The organism is Pseudonocardia hydrocarbonoxydans (genome assembly GCF_006539565.1).
Lineage (GTDB): Bacteria > Actinomycetota > Actinomycetes > Mycobacteriales > Pseudonocardiaceae > Pseudonocardia > Pseudonocardia hydrocarbonoxydans.
Window position 1 is genome coordinate 18,082 of the sequence record NZ_BJNG01000039.1, and the last position, 15,647, is coordinate 33,728.

The 15,647-nt window shown below is 70.1% G+C and carries 19 protein-coding genes; 9 read left to right on the forward strand and 10 right to left on the reverse strand.

Annotated features, from left to right (window positions below):
• The first annotated feature begins 36 nt into the window (after positions 1 to 36).
• The 5 genes from PHY01_RS21395 to rfbB all read left to right on the forward strand — a co-directional run bounded on the left by PHY01_RS21395 (position 37) and on the right by rfbB (position 4,205).
• Positions 37 to 843 (forward strand): HAD family hydrolase, encoded by an 807-nt coding sequence (locus PHY01_RS21395; RefSeq protein ID WP_141281186.1) that lies wholly within the window; start codon positions 37 to 39, stop codon positions 841 to 843.
• 83 nt (positions 844 to 926) lie between these two features.
• Complete coding sequence (locus PHY01_RS21400) at positions 927 to 1,448, forward strand: phosphatase PAP2 family protein (RefSeq protein WP_370467333.1); 522 nt, start codon at positions 927 to 929, stop codon at positions 1,446 to 1,448.
• Positions 1,445 to 2,365, forward strand: coding sequence for a decaprenyl-phosphate phosphoribosyltransferase (locus PHY01_RS21405; RefSeq protein WP_141281188.1), 921 nt, complete (start codon positions 1,445 to 1,447; stop codon positions 2,363 to 2,365). The genes PHY01_RS21400 and PHY01_RS21405 overlap by 4 nt, the downstream gene beginning before the upstream one ends.
• Positions 2,362 to 3,246: a glucose-1-phosphate thymidylyltransferase RfbA gene (gene rfbA / locus PHY01_RS21410; RefSeq protein ID WP_141281190.1), complete on the forward strand. Its 885-nt coding sequence runs from the start codon at positions 2,362 to 2,364 to the stop codon at positions 3,244 to 3,246. Before PHY01_RS21405 ends, rfbA begins: the two co-directional genes overlap by 4 nt.
• Positions 3,243 to 4,205 carry a dTDP-glucose 4,6-dehydratase gene (gene rfbB / locus PHY01_RS21415; protein ID WP_141281192.1) on the forward strand — a complete coding sequence of 321 codons (963 nt, stop codon included), beginning with the start codon at positions 3,243 to 3,245 and terminating at the stop codon, positions 4,203 to 4,205. The genes rfbA and rfbB overlap by 4 nt, the downstream gene beginning before the upstream one ends.
• 8 nt (positions 4,206 to 4,213) lie before the next feature.
• Here rfbB and PHY01_RS21420 read toward each other — a convergent pair whose 3' ends face one another.
• From PHY01_RS21420 to PHY01_RS27780, 4 genes are all read right to left on the reverse strand, one after another.
• The gene (locus PHY01_RS21420; RefSeq protein ID WP_246086051.1) at positions 4,214 to 4,489 is read right to left on the reverse strand and encodes a type II toxin-antitoxin system RelE family toxin; all 276 of its coding nucleotides are present in this window, start codon (positions 4,487 to 4,489) and stop codon (positions 4,214 to 4,216) included.
• The gene (locus PHY01_RS21425; protein ID WP_141281196.1) at positions 4,482 to 4,757 is read right to left on the reverse strand and encodes a type II toxin-antitoxin system Phd/YefM family antitoxin; all 276 of its coding nucleotides are present in this window, start codon (positions 4,755 to 4,757) and stop codon (positions 4,482 to 4,484) included. The genes PHY01_RS21420 and PHY01_RS21425 overlap by 8 nt, the downstream gene beginning before the upstream one ends.
• Positions 4,758 to 4,852: 95 nt before the next feature.
• Positions 4,853 to 5,686 carry an SDR family oxidoreductase gene (locus PHY01_RS27775; protein ID WP_246086052.1) on the reverse strand — a complete coding sequence of 278 codons (834 nt, stop codon included), beginning with the start codon at positions 5,684 to 5,686 and terminating at the stop codon, positions 4,853 to 4,855.
• Between the two features lies 1 nt (position 5,687).
• A complete protein-coding gene (locus tag PHY01_RS27780) occupies positions 5,688 to 6,218 on the reverse strand; it encodes a dTDP-4-dehydrorhamnose 3,5-epimerase family protein (protein WP_246086060.1) in 531 nt (176 codons plus the stop codon).
• Between the two features lie 109 nt (positions 6,219 to 6,327).
• Between PHY01_RS27780 and PHY01_RS21435 the strand changes: the two genes are divergently transcribed.
• The 3 genes from PHY01_RS21435 to PHY01_RS21445 are packed head-to-tail and all read left to right on the forward strand — an operon-like array spanning position 6,328 to position 8,099.
• Positions 6,328 to 6,927, forward strand: coding sequence for a class I SAM-dependent methyltransferase (locus PHY01_RS21435; protein ID WP_141281198.1), 600 nt, complete (start codon positions 6,328 to 6,330; stop codon positions 6,925 to 6,927).
• A complete protein-coding gene (locus tag PHY01_RS21440) occupies positions 6,924 to 7,697 on the forward strand; it encodes a glycosyltransferase family 2 protein (protein ID WP_141281200.1) in 774 nt (257 codons plus the stop codon). The genes PHY01_RS21435 and PHY01_RS21440 overlap by 4 nt, the downstream gene beginning before the upstream one ends.
• Complete coding sequence (locus PHY01_RS21445) at positions 7,698 to 8,099, forward strand: DUF2304 domain-containing protein (RefSeq protein WP_141281202.1); 402 nt, start codon at positions 7,698 to 7,700, stop codon at positions 8,097 to 8,099.
• On the opposite strand, the gene PHY01_RS21450 is transcribed toward PHY01_RS21445, so the two are convergent.
• The 3 genes from PHY01_RS21450 to PHY01_RS21455 form a co-directional block, all read right to left on the reverse strand.
• Positions 8,067 to 9,098, reverse strand: coding sequence for a glycosyltransferase family 2 protein (locus PHY01_RS21450; protein WP_281283688.1), 1,032 nt, complete (start codon positions 9,096 to 9,098; stop codon positions 8,067 to 8,069). The genes PHY01_RS21445 and PHY01_RS21450 overlap by 33 nt on opposite strands.
• On the reverse strand, positions 9,095 to 10,300 hold the full coding sequence (locus PHY01_RS26680) for a hypothetical protein (protein ID WP_170183920.1): 1,206 nt from the start codon (positions 10,298 to 10,300) through the stop codon (positions 9,095 to 9,097). The genes PHY01_RS21450 and PHY01_RS26680 overlap by 4 nt, the downstream gene beginning before the upstream one ends.
• Before the next feature lie 62 nt (positions 10,301 to 10,362).
• Complete coding sequence (locus PHY01_RS21455; RefSeq protein ID WP_141281206.1) at positions 10,363 to 12,339, reverse strand: DUF6541 family protein; 1,977 nt, start codon at positions 12,337 to 12,339, stop codon at positions 10,363 to 10,365.
• Between the two features lie 334 nt (positions 12,340 to 12,673).
• On the opposite strand from PHY01_RS21455, the gene glf reads away from it, so the two are divergent.
• Positions 12,674 to 13,870 carry a UDP-galactopyranose mutase gene (gene glf / locus PHY01_RS21460; RefSeq protein ID WP_174824147.1) on the forward strand — a complete coding sequence of 399 codons (1,197 nt, stop codon included), beginning with the start codon at positions 12,674 to 12,676 and terminating at the stop codon, positions 13,868 to 13,870.
• Here the strand turns inward: glf and PHY01_RS21465 are convergent, their stop codons facing one another.
• From PHY01_RS21465 to PHY01_RS21475, 3 genes are all read right to left on the reverse strand, one after another.
• Positions 13,871 to 14,515 carry an ATP-binding protein gene (locus PHY01_RS21465; protein ID WP_141281208.1) on the reverse strand — a complete coding sequence of 215 codons (645 nt, stop codon included), beginning with the start codon at positions 14,513 to 14,515 and terminating at the stop codon, positions 13,871 to 13,873.
• Complete coding sequence (locus tag PHY01_RS21470; protein WP_141281210.1) at positions 14,407 to 15,138, reverse strand: ATP-binding protein; 732 nt, start codon at positions 15,136 to 15,138, stop codon at positions 14,407 to 14,409. The genes PHY01_RS21465 and PHY01_RS21470 overlap by 109 nt, the downstream gene beginning before the upstream one ends.
• 63 nt (positions 15,139 to 15,201) lie before the next feature.
• Positions 15,202 to 15,498, reverse strand: coding sequence for a hypothetical protein (locus tag PHY01_RS21475; protein ID WP_246086053.1), 297 nt, complete (start codon positions 15,496 to 15,498; stop codon positions 15,202 to 15,204).
• Between the last annotated feature and the right edge of the window lie 149 nt (positions 15,499 to 15,647).

Here is a 15,647-nt window from a genome sequence, read left to right on the forward strand (position 1 = left end):
CCCGGCCCGCCGCCGCGCACTCCGTAGGCTGGGCGGGTGCAGGCTCCCCGATTGGTCGCGTCCGACGTCGACGGCACGCTGCTCGACCCCTTCGACCGCGTCACCCCCCGCACCGCCGCGGCGATCGGCCGGGCGGTGGCGGCGGGGGTGGGGTTCGTGCTGGTCACCGGCCGCCCGCCGCGGTGGGTGCCGCCGGTGGTCGAGGCCGTCGGGGTGGGCCGGTACGCGGTGTGCGCAAACGGCGGGGTGCTCTACGACGCCGTCGAGGACCGGGTGCTCTGGTCGCAGACCCTGGACCCCGACGCGCTGGCCGACCTCGCCCACGCCGTCGCGCAGGTGCTGCCGACCGGCGGGCTGGCCGTCGAGCGCGTCGGCGACGGGGCGCGCGGCGCGGCCGCGTTCGTCGCCGAGCCCGCCTACCGCCACGCCTGGCCCGACTCCGACAACCTGGTCACCGAACGCTCCGACCTGCTCTCCCTGCCCGCGGTGAAGATGCTGGTGCGCTGCTCCGAGCTGAACAGCGACGCGATGATGGCCGCGCTCGCCCCCGTCGTCGGCGACCGGGCCGACCTCACGTTCTCCCACCCCGGCGGGCTGGTGGAGATGTCGGCGCCGGGCGTCACCAAGGCCACCGGGCTGGCGGAGGTGGCCGGGCGGCTCGGCGTCGAGGTGGCCGACGTCGTCGCGTTCGGCGACATGCCCAACGACCTGGAGATGCTGCGCTGGGCGGGGCACGGGGTGGCGATGGGCAACGCGCACCCGGTGCTGCGCGAGGTGGCCGACGAGATCACCGCCAGCAACGCCGACGAGGGACTGGCGCTGGTGCTCGAACGGTGGTTCTGAGCGCGCGCGTAGGATCGCCGTCGCCCAAGCAACCCCTGATCGGCCGGCCCGCTCGACCCCGCCCGGCCCGTGGAGGCCCCCTCGTGGCCCAGTCCGAAGTCCGTGCCGCCGAGCTGCGCGCCCTCAGTGCGGTGCAGCGCACCGTCGGCCCCCCGGCGGTGGTGCGCGTGGCGCGGGGCATGTCCCTGTTCGGTGAGCACGCCGCGGGCTGGCTCGCACTTGGCACCGCAGGCGCCCTGCTCGACCGGCCGCGCCGGCGCGAGTGGCTCGTCGCCACCGCCGGGGTGGCGTTCGCGCACGGCGCCTCGATCGGCGTCAAGCGCGTGGTGCGCCGGCCCCGGCCCGACGACCCGGCCGTCGAGGTGCGGGTGGGCACCCCGTCGACGCTGAGCTTCCCGTCGGCCCACGCCACGTCGACGACCGCGGCCGCCGTGCTGTTCGGCGCGCTGCTGCACCGGCCGCTGGTCGCCGTGCTGGTCCCGCCCATGGCGCTGTCGCGGCTCGTGCTCGGCGTCCACTACCCCAGCGACGTCGTCGCGGGCTCGCTGCTCGGCGCCGCCGTCGCCGCGGGAGCCCGGCGCGTCGCCCGGAGGAGCACCCGATGAGCACCACCGACATCCCGCCCGCCGCCGTCACCCCCGCCCGCACGCCGATGGGTGTCGCGCGGGGGGTGCTCAAGACGATGCGCCCGCGGCAGTGGGTCAAGAACGTGCTCGTGCTCGCCGCCCCGTTCGCGGCGGGTGACCTGCTGCGGCCCGGGATCGGGTTCCAGCTCGCCATCGCGTTCGTGGCGTTCTCGCTGGCCGCGTCGGGGATCTACCTGGTCAACGACGCGAAGGACGTCGAGGCCGACCGCGTGCACCCCACCAAGCGCCACCGGCCGATCGCCGCGGGGATCGTCCCGCCCGGCGTCGCGGTGGCGGTGGCGGTCGTGCTGCTGGCCGCGGCCGTCGCGCTGAGCCTGCTCGCGAGCGTCCAGCTGGTGGCGGTGCTCGCGGTGTACGTCGCCGTGCAGCTGGCCTACTGCTTCTGGCTCAAGCACCAGCCGGTGCTCGACATCTGCATCGTCGCGTCCGGGTTCCTGCTCCGCGCGATCGCGGGCGGCGCGGCCACCGGGATCGCGCTGTCGCAGTGGTTCCTGCTGGTCGCCGGGTTCGGGTCGCTGTTCATGGTCGCCGGCAAGCGCTACGCCGAGATGATGCTGGCGGAGAAGACCGGCGCGAAGATCCGCAAGTCGCTGGAGAGCTACTCGGCGTCCTACCTGCGGTTCGTCTGGGGTCTGTCGGCGACGGTGCTGATCACCACCTACAGCCTGTGGGCGTTCGAGATCCGGGAGACCGAGAACAACCCGATCTGGTCGGCGGTCTCGATCGTCCCGTTCGTGGTGGCGGTCCTGCGGTACGCGGTGGACGTCGACAACGGCAACGGGGGGGAGCCGGAGGAGATCGCGCTGGGCGACCGGGTGCTGCAGGTGCTGGCGCTGGGGTGGCTCGGGGCGCTGACGGTGGCGGTCTACGCGTGAAGGGGATCATCCTCGCGGGCGGGGCCGGTACCCGGCTGCACCCGATCACGCGTGCGGTCTCCAAGCAGCTGCTGCCCGTCTACGACAAGCCGATGATCTACTACCCGCTCTCGGTGCTGATGCTGGCCGGGATCCGCGACATCCTGGTGATCACCACGCCGGAGGAGCAGCCGCTGTTCCGCCGCCTGCTCGGCGACGGCGCGGAGCTGGGCCTGCGGCTGTCCTACGCCGCGCAGCCCGAGCCGAACGGCATCGCGCAGGCGTTCCTCATCGGCGCCGACCACATCGACGGCGAGCCGGCGGCGCTGGTGCTGGGCGACAACATCTTCCACGGGCCCGGCTTCGCCGAGACGCTGCGCGCCTGCATCGCGGGCGTCGAGCGGGGCGACGACGGCGCGGTCCTGTTCGGCTACCCGGTGCGCGACCCCGAGCGCTACGGCGTGGGCGTCGCCGACGCCGACGGCCGGCTGACCGACATCGAGGAGAAGCCGGCGAGGCCGCGCTCCAACCGCGCCATCACCGGGCTCTACCTCTACGATGCCCGGGTCGTCGACGTCGCCCGCGACCTCACGCCGTCGGCGCGCGGCGAGCTGGAGATCACCGACGTCAACCGCGCCTACCTCGACAAGGACGCCGCCCGCCTGGTCGACCTGGGGCGTGGCTTCGCCTGGCTCGACACCGGCACCCACGACTCGCTGCTGGAGGCCGGCCAGTACGTGCAGGTGCTCGAGCACCGGCAGGGTGTGCGGATCGCGTGTTTGGAGGAGATCGCGCTGGAGCGTGGCTGGATCGACGCCGACGCCTGCTACGCGCTGGGCGCGGCACAGGGCAAGTCCGGATACGGGGAGTACGTCATGGCGGTCGCGGAGCGGCACCGGTGAGGGTCCTGGTCACCGGCGGGGCCGGGTTCATCGGGTCGCACTACGTGCGCTCGCTGCTGGCCGGGGAGTACCCGGCCTTCGCCGGGGCCGAGGTGGTGGTGCTCGACCTGCTCACCTACGCCGGTACCCGCACCAACCTCCCCGCCGACGGCCACACGTTCGTCCACGGCGACATCCGCGACCCCGCCGTGGTCGGCGCCGCGATGGCGGGCACCGACGTGGTGGTGCACTTCGCGGCCGAGTCGCACGTCGACCGCTCGATCACCGGCGCGGCCGACTTCGTCTCCACCAACGTCGTCGGCACCCAGGTGCTGCTGCAGGCGGCGCTGGACGCCGGGGTCGGCCGGTTCGTGCACGTCTCCACCGACGAGGTGTACGGCTCGATCGACGAGGGCTCGTGGCCCGAGACGCACCCGCTGGAGCCGAACTCGCCGTACTCGGCGTCGAAGGCGTCGTCGGACCTGCTGGCCCGCTCCTACCACCGCACCCACGGCCTGCCGGTCTGCATCACGCGCTGCTCGAACAACTACGGGCCGCACCAGTTCCCGGAGAAGGTCATCCCGCTGTTCGTCTCCAACCTGCTCGACGGGAAGAAGGTGCCGCTCTACGGCGACGGCCTCAACGTGCGCGACTGGCTGCACGTCGACGACCACTGCCGCGGCATCCAGCTCGTGGCCGAGAAGGGCCGCGACGGCGAGGTCTACAACATCGGCGGCGGCACCGAGCTGACCAACCGCGAGCTCACCCACCGGCTGGTGGCTGCGGTGGGCGCGGACGAGTCGATGATCGAGAAGGTCGCCGACCGGCTGGGGCACGACCGCCGCTACAGCGTCGACTGGAGCAAGATCGCCGACGAGCTGGGCTACGCCCCGCGGGTGCCGTTCGAGCGGGGCCTGGCAGAGACGGTGGAGTGGTACACCGCGAACCGGGACTGGTGGGAGCCGCTCAAGGCGCGGTGATGCCCGGATCAGCGGGGCCGGTAGACATCCGCCCGGTGCTCGACCCGCAACACCGTCACGAGCATGTCGGCGTCGTCGATCGCGTAGATGATCCGGAACGCTCCCCGCCGGGCGGAGTACCTGCCCCGCAGCTCGCGCGCGAGCGGCTTCCCGACGCGGCGCGGGTTGGCGACGAGGCTGCCGGTGACGAACTCGATCACGGCGGCGGCGACGGCCTCCGGAAGCGTGTTCTGGATCGTGCGGGTCGCCGCAGGCGCGAGGCGTAGGTCGTAGGGCTCACCCACGGCGCGGGCGGAGGGCGCGGACGGCGTCGACCCCGCGGATCCCCTCCCCGCGCGCCACCTCGGCCTCGGCTCGCCGTATCTCACCGAGGGCATCGGGGTCGGACAGGATGTCGAGCGTCTCCTCGAGCCCGGCGAGATCGTCGTAGCCGATGAGGACGGCGGCCGGTCGTCCGTTGCGGGTGACCACGACCCGCTCGTGTTCGCGTTCGGCGCGGTCGACGAACTCCGAGAGGTGGTCTCGCACGTTGCGCAGCGGCTCGACGGTCATGGCCACAATTGTGCCCCGGGAGGACCGCGGGTCGCCACACCCCGGACCGAACTCGTCTGGGATCGTCCTCGCGCCGTGACGGTGACGGCCGACGGCTACGCCTGCGCCACGTACTCCGCGAGCCGCTCACGCCAGTCGGGGACGACCACGCCGGCGGCCCGGACGCGGTCGAGGTCGAGCACGCTGTTCAGCGGTCGGGGGGCGGACTCCGGCTTGCCGGCGAAGTACTCCGCGGTGCTGGTGTCGGTGACGCGCAGGTCGCCGCGCCCCGCGAGGGCGTAGACGGCACGGGCGACGTCGGCCCAGGACGCCGGCTCGCCGCCCCCGGTGAGGTGGTAGGTGCCGAACGGGGCGCCGGTCGTCACCAGGTGGACGATCGCGGCGGCGATGTCGGAGGCGAACGTGGGGCGCCCGACCTGGTCGGCGACGACCGTCGGCTCGATCCCGCGGCCCGCGAGCCCGAGCATGGTGCGCACGAAGTTGGTGCCGTCGCCGACGACCCACGTCGGGCGGACGAGGTAGTGCCGATCCACCCCGGCGACGGCGACGTCCCCCGCCGCCTTGGACGCGCCGTACGCGCCCAGCGGGGCCACCGGCGCGTCCTCCGGGATCGGCCCGTCGTGGGCGCCGTCGAAGACGTACTCGCTGGACAGGTGCACCAGCGTGGTGCCGTGGGCCCGGGCCTGTGCGGCGAGGGCGGCCGGCCCGCCCGCGTTGGCCCGCCAGGCGTCGACGCGGCCCTGCGCGGTCTCCGCCGCGTCGACCTTCGTGTACGCGGCGGCGTTGACGACGACGTCGAACGCCGCCCAGTCGACGCCGGTGGGGTCGGCGATGTCGCACTGTGCGCGGGTGAGGCCCACGGCGTCGGGCAGGGCGGCGGTGAGGGCGCGGCCGACCTGGCCGTTCGCGCCGAGCACGAGCACCCGCACCTCAGGCTCCCGCCGTGTCGAGCTCGGCGAGCGCCGGGTGGCCGACGTCCTTGGCGGAGCGGATCGCGTCCTGCGGCCCGATCGGCCAGTCGATGCCCAGCGCCGGGTCGAACGCCTGGATCAGCGTGTACCGCGCGTCCGGCGACCAGTGCTCGTTGACCAGATAGGTGTAGACGACGTCCGGGGTGAGGGTCTGGTAGCTGTTGCCGCAGCCGCGCGGCACGAAGATCGCGTTGCCCGGGTGCAGGTCGAACGTCTCGACGCGACCGAACGACTCCCCGGCCCGCAGGTCGACGATCGCCGCGAACGCCCGGCCGTTGACCAGGGAGATGTACTTGTCCCACGGCTCGGCGTGGATGCCGCGGGTGACGCCCACGTCGGCGTTGTAGGACACGTTGTTCTGCACCGGTTCGAACGGGGGGAAGCCCGCTGCCTCCAGCTTCGCGCGCTGGTAGGACTCCTTGAACCAGCCGCGGTCGTCGGTGTGCAGGACCAGCTCGACGTGCAGCAGACCGGGGATCGACGTCTCCATCACCTTCACGGGGCCAGAGTGTCCCACCGTCACAACGGGTCACCTCACCTGCTGCGCACGGTAGGCGGGTCGGAGCAGGACGTGCGCCTCTGACCGGTACTGTGGCTGGGTGGCAGACGGCGATACCGCGGCGGCGGCCTACACCAAGCGGTTGAAGACCAGGTCCGGTGCCGGGTGGAAGCGTGCGCTCGACGTACAGGCTCCCTATCGGTGGAACCTGAACCGACTGCTCGGCGGTCGTCCGACACTCGACGTTGGCTGCGGTATCGGACGCAACCTTGTGAACCTGCCAGTGGGGAGTGTCGGGGTCGACCACAACCCGACGTCAGTGCAGGTGTGTCGTGACGCGGGTCTGACGGCGTTCACCGTCGAGGAATTTCTCGCCCGTAAGGACCGCGAACGCTACTCCGGGATGCTGGCCGCGCACCTGTTGGAGCATCTACCCGTCGGCGCTGGCGCCGAGGTGCTGCGCGGCTACCTGCCATTCCTTGAGCCTGGCGCAGTCGTTGTCCTGATCTGCCCCCAGGAGCGCGGTTTCGCGTCCGACCCCACCCACACCGTGTTCATGGACCAGTCCGCTTTGGCGGGAATCGTCGATGAGTTGGGCCTAGTGCCACAGCGGCAGTACTCATTCCCCTTGCCTCGTCTGACCGGCCGCGTGTTTACCTACAACGAGTTCGTCACCGTCGCGGTGGTACCGGCGGCATGACAACGGAGAACGTCCAGGGCGCCACCGGTCCCGGTCTGCTCCCGGCGCCTGCCCGTGACCTTCTCGTCGTTCTCCCCGCCCTGAACGAGCAGGAAAGCGTTGCTCGTGTGGTGCACGAGGTGCGCCGGGCGCAGCCCGGCGCCAGCGTCCTCGTAGTCGATGATGGATCCACCGATGCAACGGCGGCCCGCGCCGCCCAGGCCGGGGCTCTCGTGATGAGCCTGCCCTTCAACCTCGGAGTCGGCGGGGCGATGCGAGCGGCATACCGCTACGCACGGGAGTCCGGTTACTGCTACGTCGTCCAGGTCGATGCCGACGGCCAACACGACGCAAGCGAGATCGCGGGGCTGCTGGAAGTCTGTCGGTCGGGCACTGCCGATGTGGTGATCGGCTCACGGTTCGCGGGCCGGGGCGACTACGCGGTGCGCGGGCCCCGACGCTGGGCGATGCGACTTCTTTCGGTGACGTTGTCGGGCATCGTCGGTACCGCGGTCAAGGACCCGACGTCTGGATTTCGCTTGGTGAACCGTCAGGCCATCGCGCTGTTCGCCGAACACTATCCGGAGGAGTACCTCGGTGACACGGTCGAGGCGCTGGTCATCGCGCATCGGGCCGGGTTGTCGATCACTCAGGTTCCAGTGGCTATGCGTGCCCGCGAAACCGGCACAGCGAGTACTAACCCGTTGCGATCGGCGGTGTATCTGATGCGTGTAGTCGTCGCGGTCGGGCTGGCGTTGGTCCGACGTACCCCGCGTAGCCAGGACTTCTAGATGCCCAGCCCGCGCCTGACGATCGTCTCGGTCGTCGTCGCGCTTGCCGCGCTGATCCTTGTCGTCGAACTGCTGCGGCGCAGGCGGCTACGCGAGAAGTACGCCGTGATCTGGGTGGTCATCTCCATCAGCACGGTGATCGTCGCGTTCTTCCCAGGTGTGCTGAGCGGGGTCGCGAACCTAGTCGGCATCCAGACCCCGTCGAATCTGCTGTTCTTCTCCTCCGTCGTGATCCTCTTCGCGGTTTCGCTACAGCTCTCTCGTGAAGTCGGGCTTTTGGAGGAGCAGTCGCGGCGGCTCGCCGAAGAGGTTGGTGCTGCGAAGCTGCGGCTCGACGCTTTGGAGCGCGACCGAGCTGACTACGACGAGTCAGAACCGTCCGAGCAGTCGCCGGGCGGCTGACCAGTACGCCCGGAAAGCCACGTTGGCTACGCGGGTGAGCGGCGCCGGACCGATCGCCGTCGGGTCCAGTGCGGGAGTCAGCCGGGCCATCCACACTGCGTCGGGCACAGTCCGTTCGGCCTGCAGATGCCTACGCCGCGTCTTCAGGTGGTCGCGATGACGCCAAAGCCAGACGTAGCCGCGCAACTTTCCGCCGCCCCACCCGGACGCAATGGCGTACGCGAACAGCAGCATCTCGCAGGCCAACAGCATCGGGGCAAGCAACATCAGCCCCCGAGCCGGCCAGACGGTGGAGAGCAGCATCAGCCGGTTGCGCTCCAGGAGGTGCATCTTCAACCCGTTGCGAGAGAACTCGTAGTGGTGAAACGCCTCCGCCGAAGGAACACAGCGCACGGATAGTCCCGTGCGCCACGACCGCAGAGACAGCTCGGTGTCCTCAAGGTAAGCGAAGTACTCCTCGTCGAACCCGCCGAGCCGATTCCATATGGCGCGCTTGACGAGCAGACAGGCCCCGCTCGCTCCGGTGACGTCGAATGGTTCAGTGCGCTTCTCGGCAGTGCCCATCTCCCCGGCCCAGGACAATCCGACAAGGTGCACAGGATTTCCCGCGCTGTTGATCAGGTGTGGCGGCTCGGCCAGTCGGACGCCCGCCATCACCGGCCCGACGCCAGGACGTTCGGCTTCGGCAACGAGCAACGCCAGTGCATCCGGTGCGACCACGCAGTCTGAGTTCACGAGGGCGACAAATTCTGTGTCTAGAGCGGCGACGCCGAGGTTGCATCCGCCCGCGAAGCCGGTATTGCGGCCCGGTCGAAGGATCGTGACACGCGGATCGTCGGGTACTTTCGCAAGATCTTCGGGTCGACAGTCGTTGTCGACCAGTATCACTTGCAGAGCCAGCCCAGTGCTGTCCAAGACGGCGCGCACGCAGTCGCGCAGGTAGGGCTCGGCATGCCAGGCGAGCACGACTACACCAACGTTTGGCTCGGGGGGCGTCACGGGACTGCGGGGGATCGACGGCGCACGAGGGACAGGAGTACCAGTACGGCTCCGGCGCCGACGAGTTGGCCCAAGGACGCGGCTGCGATCGGAGGTGCGGCCAGTAGCCCGACGGCGATCAGAACGGTCAGCCCCAGGATCCACCCCGAGGCCGCCTCCGCCGCGCGTCCAAGCGCCAGGAGGTGGGTCTGGCCGATCTGTGCCGCGGCACCGGCCACGGTGGACAGCGCCAGCACGACCAGCACCCAGGTGGGTGGAACAGTCGTGGCGGCGAACACCAGGTGAGCCATCGTGGGCACGACAAGGACCGCAATCATGATCCACACCACGCCGCCGCCCGCGATAACGAGGCCGAGCCGCCGCGACGTCGTACGCACAGCGGAGTAGTTCCCGGTGCCTGTCATGGTGGTGAACGCTGGCAGGAGCAGTGCTTGCACCGCGGGAAAGAGCAACACCGGGGCGCGCAGCAGAACCGCAACGTAGAAGAATCCGGTCGCAACCTCAGGGTCGGTGGCCAGCCGTGCGGTGACCAGCACTGGCGCGAGGTTCCACAGACCCTGACCTGCCAGCAGCAGAGCCGCTGACCACAGCACCGTCGTCCGTCGACGGCCAGGATCAGCGCTCAAGGAGCCGCCGCCGCGAACCCCGGGCCGCACCAGCACGGCGGCGGAGACCAGTGGCGCGAGTGCGAGTACTGCGATCCAGGCAGAGGAGGAGGTGCTGTTCAGCAGCACAAGCGCGCCCGCCGCGGCCAGGCCCACGCCCGCCTCGATCCAGAATGTCGCGGCATACCGGCTGTAGCGACCTGCGCCGGCGAGTGGGCCGCGCAGAAGGTAAGAGGCGGCCATGGCCACCGCGCCGACCGCGAGGAGTGCGACCGTCGCGGTCCCAGAGCCGGTGACCGCGAGCAGCAGTGGCGAGCTCACCCCGAGCAGTATCAGCGCGCCAGCCAACAGCAGCCCGGTGTCGGAGAGCGCAGCCGACCGCGCCGCGCCGTCGTCGCGACCCGCGGCAAGTGCGGCAGCCACGGCCCGGGTGGTCTCGAGCTCGACGGCGGCAAACAGACCCCGGCCGACCGTATTGATCAACAGATAGTAGGAGCTGAGCACGGCAACGCCGGCTGCGTCGAGGTGGCGGGCAGCAATGGCCAGCACCAAGTAGTTCGACGCGGCTAGGGCGATCTGGCTACCCGCCACCTGCACCGCCGTCTTGCTGTGGCGCCGCGGGCCTGATGACGGGTTCGGACGACGTCCGACTTGACCAGTCACCCGCGGACCACCGCCGTCAGATCTTCCCAACGGATGCGATAGATGCGTGCGTCAGGATTATCGTAGACGAGTTCCAGCGCCCGAACGTCCTCCAGCCCGAGCATCCCCGGCGCGTGGTCGCCAGCGGGTGCGATCAGACCTTCCCCGAGGACGACGTATTCGATGCCGAAGTCGGCCGCCGCGCGCTGCACCCCGAGGTTGACGTCGATCTGGTTAAAGGAGGTGAAGAGGGTGCGCCGCTCAGGGTCCATGGTCGGCAGCTCCTGCAGTGCAATCACTGGCGAGGCGAACACGGGACGCACGTCGTCAAGTGCCCACATCATCGCAGAGCCGTCGTAGGGGTCATTCATCACGAACGTCCCGGGCGTCACGATCTGAGCCAGCTCGTCGTAGGCCTGCTCCTCGAGCGTGCTGACTGTAGGTCCGTCCGTGAATCCCTGCGCCAGGCGGTCGGTGTTGCGGCTCATGTACAGACCGTCGCTGAGGCCGGCGACCAGTGCGAGCACCGCGGCGAGCACTGTCGAGGAAAGGAGCAGGCCGACCTTGCCCTCGTTCACACGTGGTGAGACACGCTCGAGCAGGGCCCACATCCCGTCGCGGACGGCGACCATGCCGCTTGCAGCGAGCAGGATCGCAGGGAGGGTCCAGAGCGCGGCAAACCGCCATCGGTCGTTCCACCACGGCCTTGTGAGGAGCGCTACGACGTCATTCTCGTAGGCAGCGGTCATGACGAACAGGGCAGCGAACAATGCGCCCGCAGCGACGAACCACAGGAATGGGCGTATAGCCCGACGAGCTAGCAGGCCGATGACCAGCAGTCCGATCAGCCAGTACTGCGGAAAGGGTTGGTCGTGGGAGAGGAAGAAGAGCTGGCCAGCTGCATTCGCGGGGGTCAGGTTCGCCGGCCAGTCAAACGGTGGTCCAGATGCGGCTCGGGCTGAGGCGAGGAGGAGGGGGGTGCCGAGCACGACGGCGGCGATGGCAGTTAAACCGAGCGAACGCAGCTCGCCCAGGCCCGGCCGCTGCGCGAGCCAGCGTTGTACGAGCATTGCTATCGACATCAGCGCGGCTGCCACTGCGCCGCTGGGGTGCAGTGCCAGCAGCCCAATCCCGCCGACCCCCAGAACTATAGGCATGGCGATCGCGATGCCGTCGCGCCACGACAGCATCGCGGCCAGCACCGCGAGGAAGGCTGGTAGCAGTGCGACGGCGGTGATGAACGGAAGCAACGTGCCCCACGGCAGTAGGTCGTATGGGAACGCTGTGAAAGCGCAGGACAGCAGCGCGGCCGAGGCGGCCAGCGCTGGCCTGCCGCCTCCGTACCGAACCAGCGCGACCATGCCGACTGCCAGTATCCCCGGGAATAGGGCGACGGAGAGGTCCACCACCATCGGCACCGGAACGCTGGTGATCATTACGACAGTCGCGGCAACCACGTGGAAAGCGTTCGGGTAGTAGTAGGACGTCGTTACGGGATCGTTCAGGTTGCGCAGCGCAGCCGGATCGGATTCGCCGCTGTCCGCGATGTATCGGATCGCGTTGGAGTGGAATACCGAGTCCCAGACCTGCGGCACCGCCGCGAAGTCGCGGGTTGCTGTTGCCGCCACTGCGATGCCTACCCCGGCCGCAGTCGCAGCGCATAGAGCTGTCCCGAGATGCGGGACTACCCCCCATGCGGTTAGTGCCGGGGCGCCTTCGCTCCGGACACGCCCGGAGCGGCTTGCTGCCACCCGAACAACGAGCACCACGGCTGCACCAGCGGCTGTCACGATGAGAAAGACCATAGGTGTCCACAGCACGCCCGCTAGGGGAAGCGTCGAGCCTGCAGCGCCGACGAGGCCATACGTCAGCAGTGGCGCCGCGGCGACCAGCAGCCATCCGCGTAGGCCGAGCGCCAACGCCAGCACCGCCCCCGGGACCATGATCAAGCTGGCGTAGAGCGCCAGCACAGTGACCGGCATGTACGGCTCCACTCGCTCATCGGATGGGGGCGTCGCCAGGTTAGCGACGGAGCTGGGCGAACTTGCGTCGGGACCTTGGCCGTGTCCCTTTCCGAAGAACGAACCCATCCCGGACCGCCGACGTGACGGTGGGCATCGAGTGGTCGGTCGCCTTCGGCAGCTTTCTTGCCGCCTCGATCTGTGACTGACGAACGGCCCTCCCGATTCGGGCCGGACTCTCTCAAACGCAGGCACCGCGCTTCGTGCTCACCTTGCCGCGTTATCAAGCCTGCTCGGCGTGAAGCCGCTGGACCTCGTTCCCCCCGCGCCTCGTGCGCTCACTGACGACGCCGCTACCGTGGCCGCCGTGAGCTACACGGACTACGACCTCGTGATCGTCGGCTCGGGCTTCTTCGGCCTCACCATCGCCGAGCGGGTGGCGACCGAGCTGGACAAGCGGGTGCTGGTGCTGGAGCGGCGCTCCCACCTGGGCGGCAACGCCTACTCCGAGCGCGAGCCGGAGACCGGGATCGAGGTCCACCGCTACGGCGCGCACCTGTTCCACACGTCCAACGCGCGGGTGTGGGAGTACTGCAACCGCTTCACCGCCTTCACCGGCTACCAGCACCGCGTGTTCGCGAAGGTGGCCGACCAGGTCTACGCGTTCCCGATGAACCTGGCTCTGATCAACCAGTTCTTCGGGAAGTCGCACAGCCCCACCGAGGCGCGGGCGCTGATCGCCGAGCAGGCGGGCGAGATCGACACGAAGGACGCGAAGAATCTCGAGGAGAAGGGGATCTCGCTGGTCGGGCGCCCGCTCTACGAGGCGTTCGTCAAGGGCTACACCGCCAAGCAGTGGCAGACCGACCCCACGCAGCTCGACGCGTCGATCATCTCCCGGCTGCCGGTGCGCTACACCTTCGACAACCGCTACTTCAACGACACCTTCGAGGGCCTGCCCGTCGACGGCTACACCGCCTGGCTGACGAGGATGGCCGACCACCCGAACATCGAGGTGCGCACCGACGTCGACTACTTCGACGTCCGCGACGAGATCCCGGCCGGCACCCCGACCGTCTACACCGGCCCGCTCGACGCCTACTTCGGCAACTCCGAGGGCGCCCTGTCCTGGCGCACGCTGGACTTCGAGCAGGAGGTCCTCGACGACTGCGGCGACTTCCAGGGCACGACCGTCGTCAACTACAACGACGAGGAGGTGCCCTACACCCGCATCCTGGAGTTCCGGCACTTCCACCCCGAGCGCGACTACCCCACCGACAAGACGGTGATCGTCCGCGAGTTCTCGCGCTTCGCCGAGCCGGGCGACGAGCCGTACTACCCGGTGAACACCCCCGACGACCGCGCCAAGCTGCTGCGCTACCGCGAGCTGGCCCGCAAGGAGACCGCGAACGCCAACGTGCTGTTCGGCGGGCGTCTGGGCACCTACAAGTACCTCGACATGCACATGGCCATCGGTTCGGCGCTGAGCATGTTCGACAACCGCATCGCCCCGTACTTCACCGACGGCAAGGCACTGGCCGGCACGGAGTCTGCCGAGGACTGATCAGGGCGCGGGGTCGGCGCGCCAGAGCGTGCCCACCGGGACGGCCCAGAGCCGGTCGCCCAACGGCAGCACGCGCTGACCCGCGTGCAGCACGATGCCCACCGTGAAGCGGTCCGGGTGGACGTCCCGGAATGTGGCGAGTGTGCGGGCGTGCCGGGCCGTCGGGGTCGACGTCAGCTTGATCTCCACACCGGCGAACTGCCCGGTCCGGCGGTCGGCGACGATCAGGTCGATCTCGGCGCCGTCCCGGTCGCGGAAGTGGTGCAGATCCACCGCCCGCTCGCTCCAGCCGGCCTGCTTGCACACCTCGGTGATCACGAAGGTCTCGAACAGGGCGTCCGCGATCCGACCGTCGGCCGTGGCGGCGAAGTCGGCTTCGCCCGCCCCGACCAGGTCGGCGGCGAGCCCGCTGTCGACGAGCACGGACTTGCTCCGGCGCTTGGCCCGAGTCGTGTGGTTCGTCGACCAGGCCGGCAGCGAGGTGACGAGATAGAGCGCCTGCAGGAGCCCGACGTAGGTGGAGGTCGTCGCCCGGTTCAGGTCGGCTTCCTGCGCCAACCCGGAGACGACGAGCTCGCCCGACGTCCGGGCCGCCAGCAGGCGCAGTACGGTGCGCAGCTCGTTCTCCAGCCGGACCTCGGCCATGGGCCGGAGCGCCTCGCGGGCACGACGTCCTGCACGTATCCGTCGAACCAGGCCCGTCGGGACCGCCCGCGGAGGTCCTGGGTGACGACCTCCGGATAGCCGCCCGCCAGGATCATCTCGACGAGCTCCGAGCGTCCGACCGGCTCGGGTGTGGGTGGGGGCCAGCCCGCCGTGTGCAGCAGGTGGTCGACGAAGGTCTCGCGCACCCCGCGGCGCTCGCCGGTCGACAACGGCCACAGCACCAGCCGGCCGACCCGTCCGGCCAGGGTCTCCGACACCGAGCGGTCGGCCAGGTAGTTCGCCGATCCGGTGAGCAGGAGCTGTCCGCGGCGGTCGTCGAGGTCGGCCGCCTGCTTCACGGCGAGCAGGAGCCCCGCGCCGCCACGCTGGAACTCGTCGATGGCCGCCGGTCGGGGCAGTGCCTCGAGGAGGCCGGTCGGATCGTCCAGGGCCCGGCGCAACGTCGCCGGGTCGTCGAGGCTGAGCCGCGCGGTGGCGGGCAGGCCGAGCAACTCGCGGACCAGCGTCGTCTTCCCGGTCTGGCGGGCGCCGCCGAGCAGCACGAGCCGGAACGTGGACAGCAGATCCGACACCGAGGTCGCGGCGCTCCTCGTGACCACCATGCGGCAAGCCTAATAAGCAGAATGCGACGTTGCCAGTGCGCATGATGCGCACGCATGGGCCGGTCAGCGTTGTTCGAGCAGCGCGATGATGCGGTCGAGCTTGGTGCCGTGGTCGGCGAGTGTCGCGGTGTGGTCGGCGAGTGCTGCGGTGTGTCCGGCCAACACGTCGGTGTGTCCGGCCAACACGTCGGTGTGGCTGGCGAGGACCTCGGAGTGCCCGTCCTGGGTCGCGGCGATCTCCTCGAGCCGGTTGTGCTGGCGCTTCTGGGTGGCCTGGATGTCGGCCAGCATCTCGTAGATCGCCTGGACGTCGTTGTCGAGCTGCTGGACCTTGCGGGCCATGCCCCCGGACGTCGTCATGGCCGCGACGCTACCGGGTGGACGGGGCGGGCGGAGGCGTTTCGGGAGGACCCGTCTCCCGGCTGCCGGGGGCCGTCGACGGGCGGCCACGGGCAGGTCGGGGTGACCCGGGCCACGCCGCTACCCTCGGTCGCAGGCCGCGCACGCCC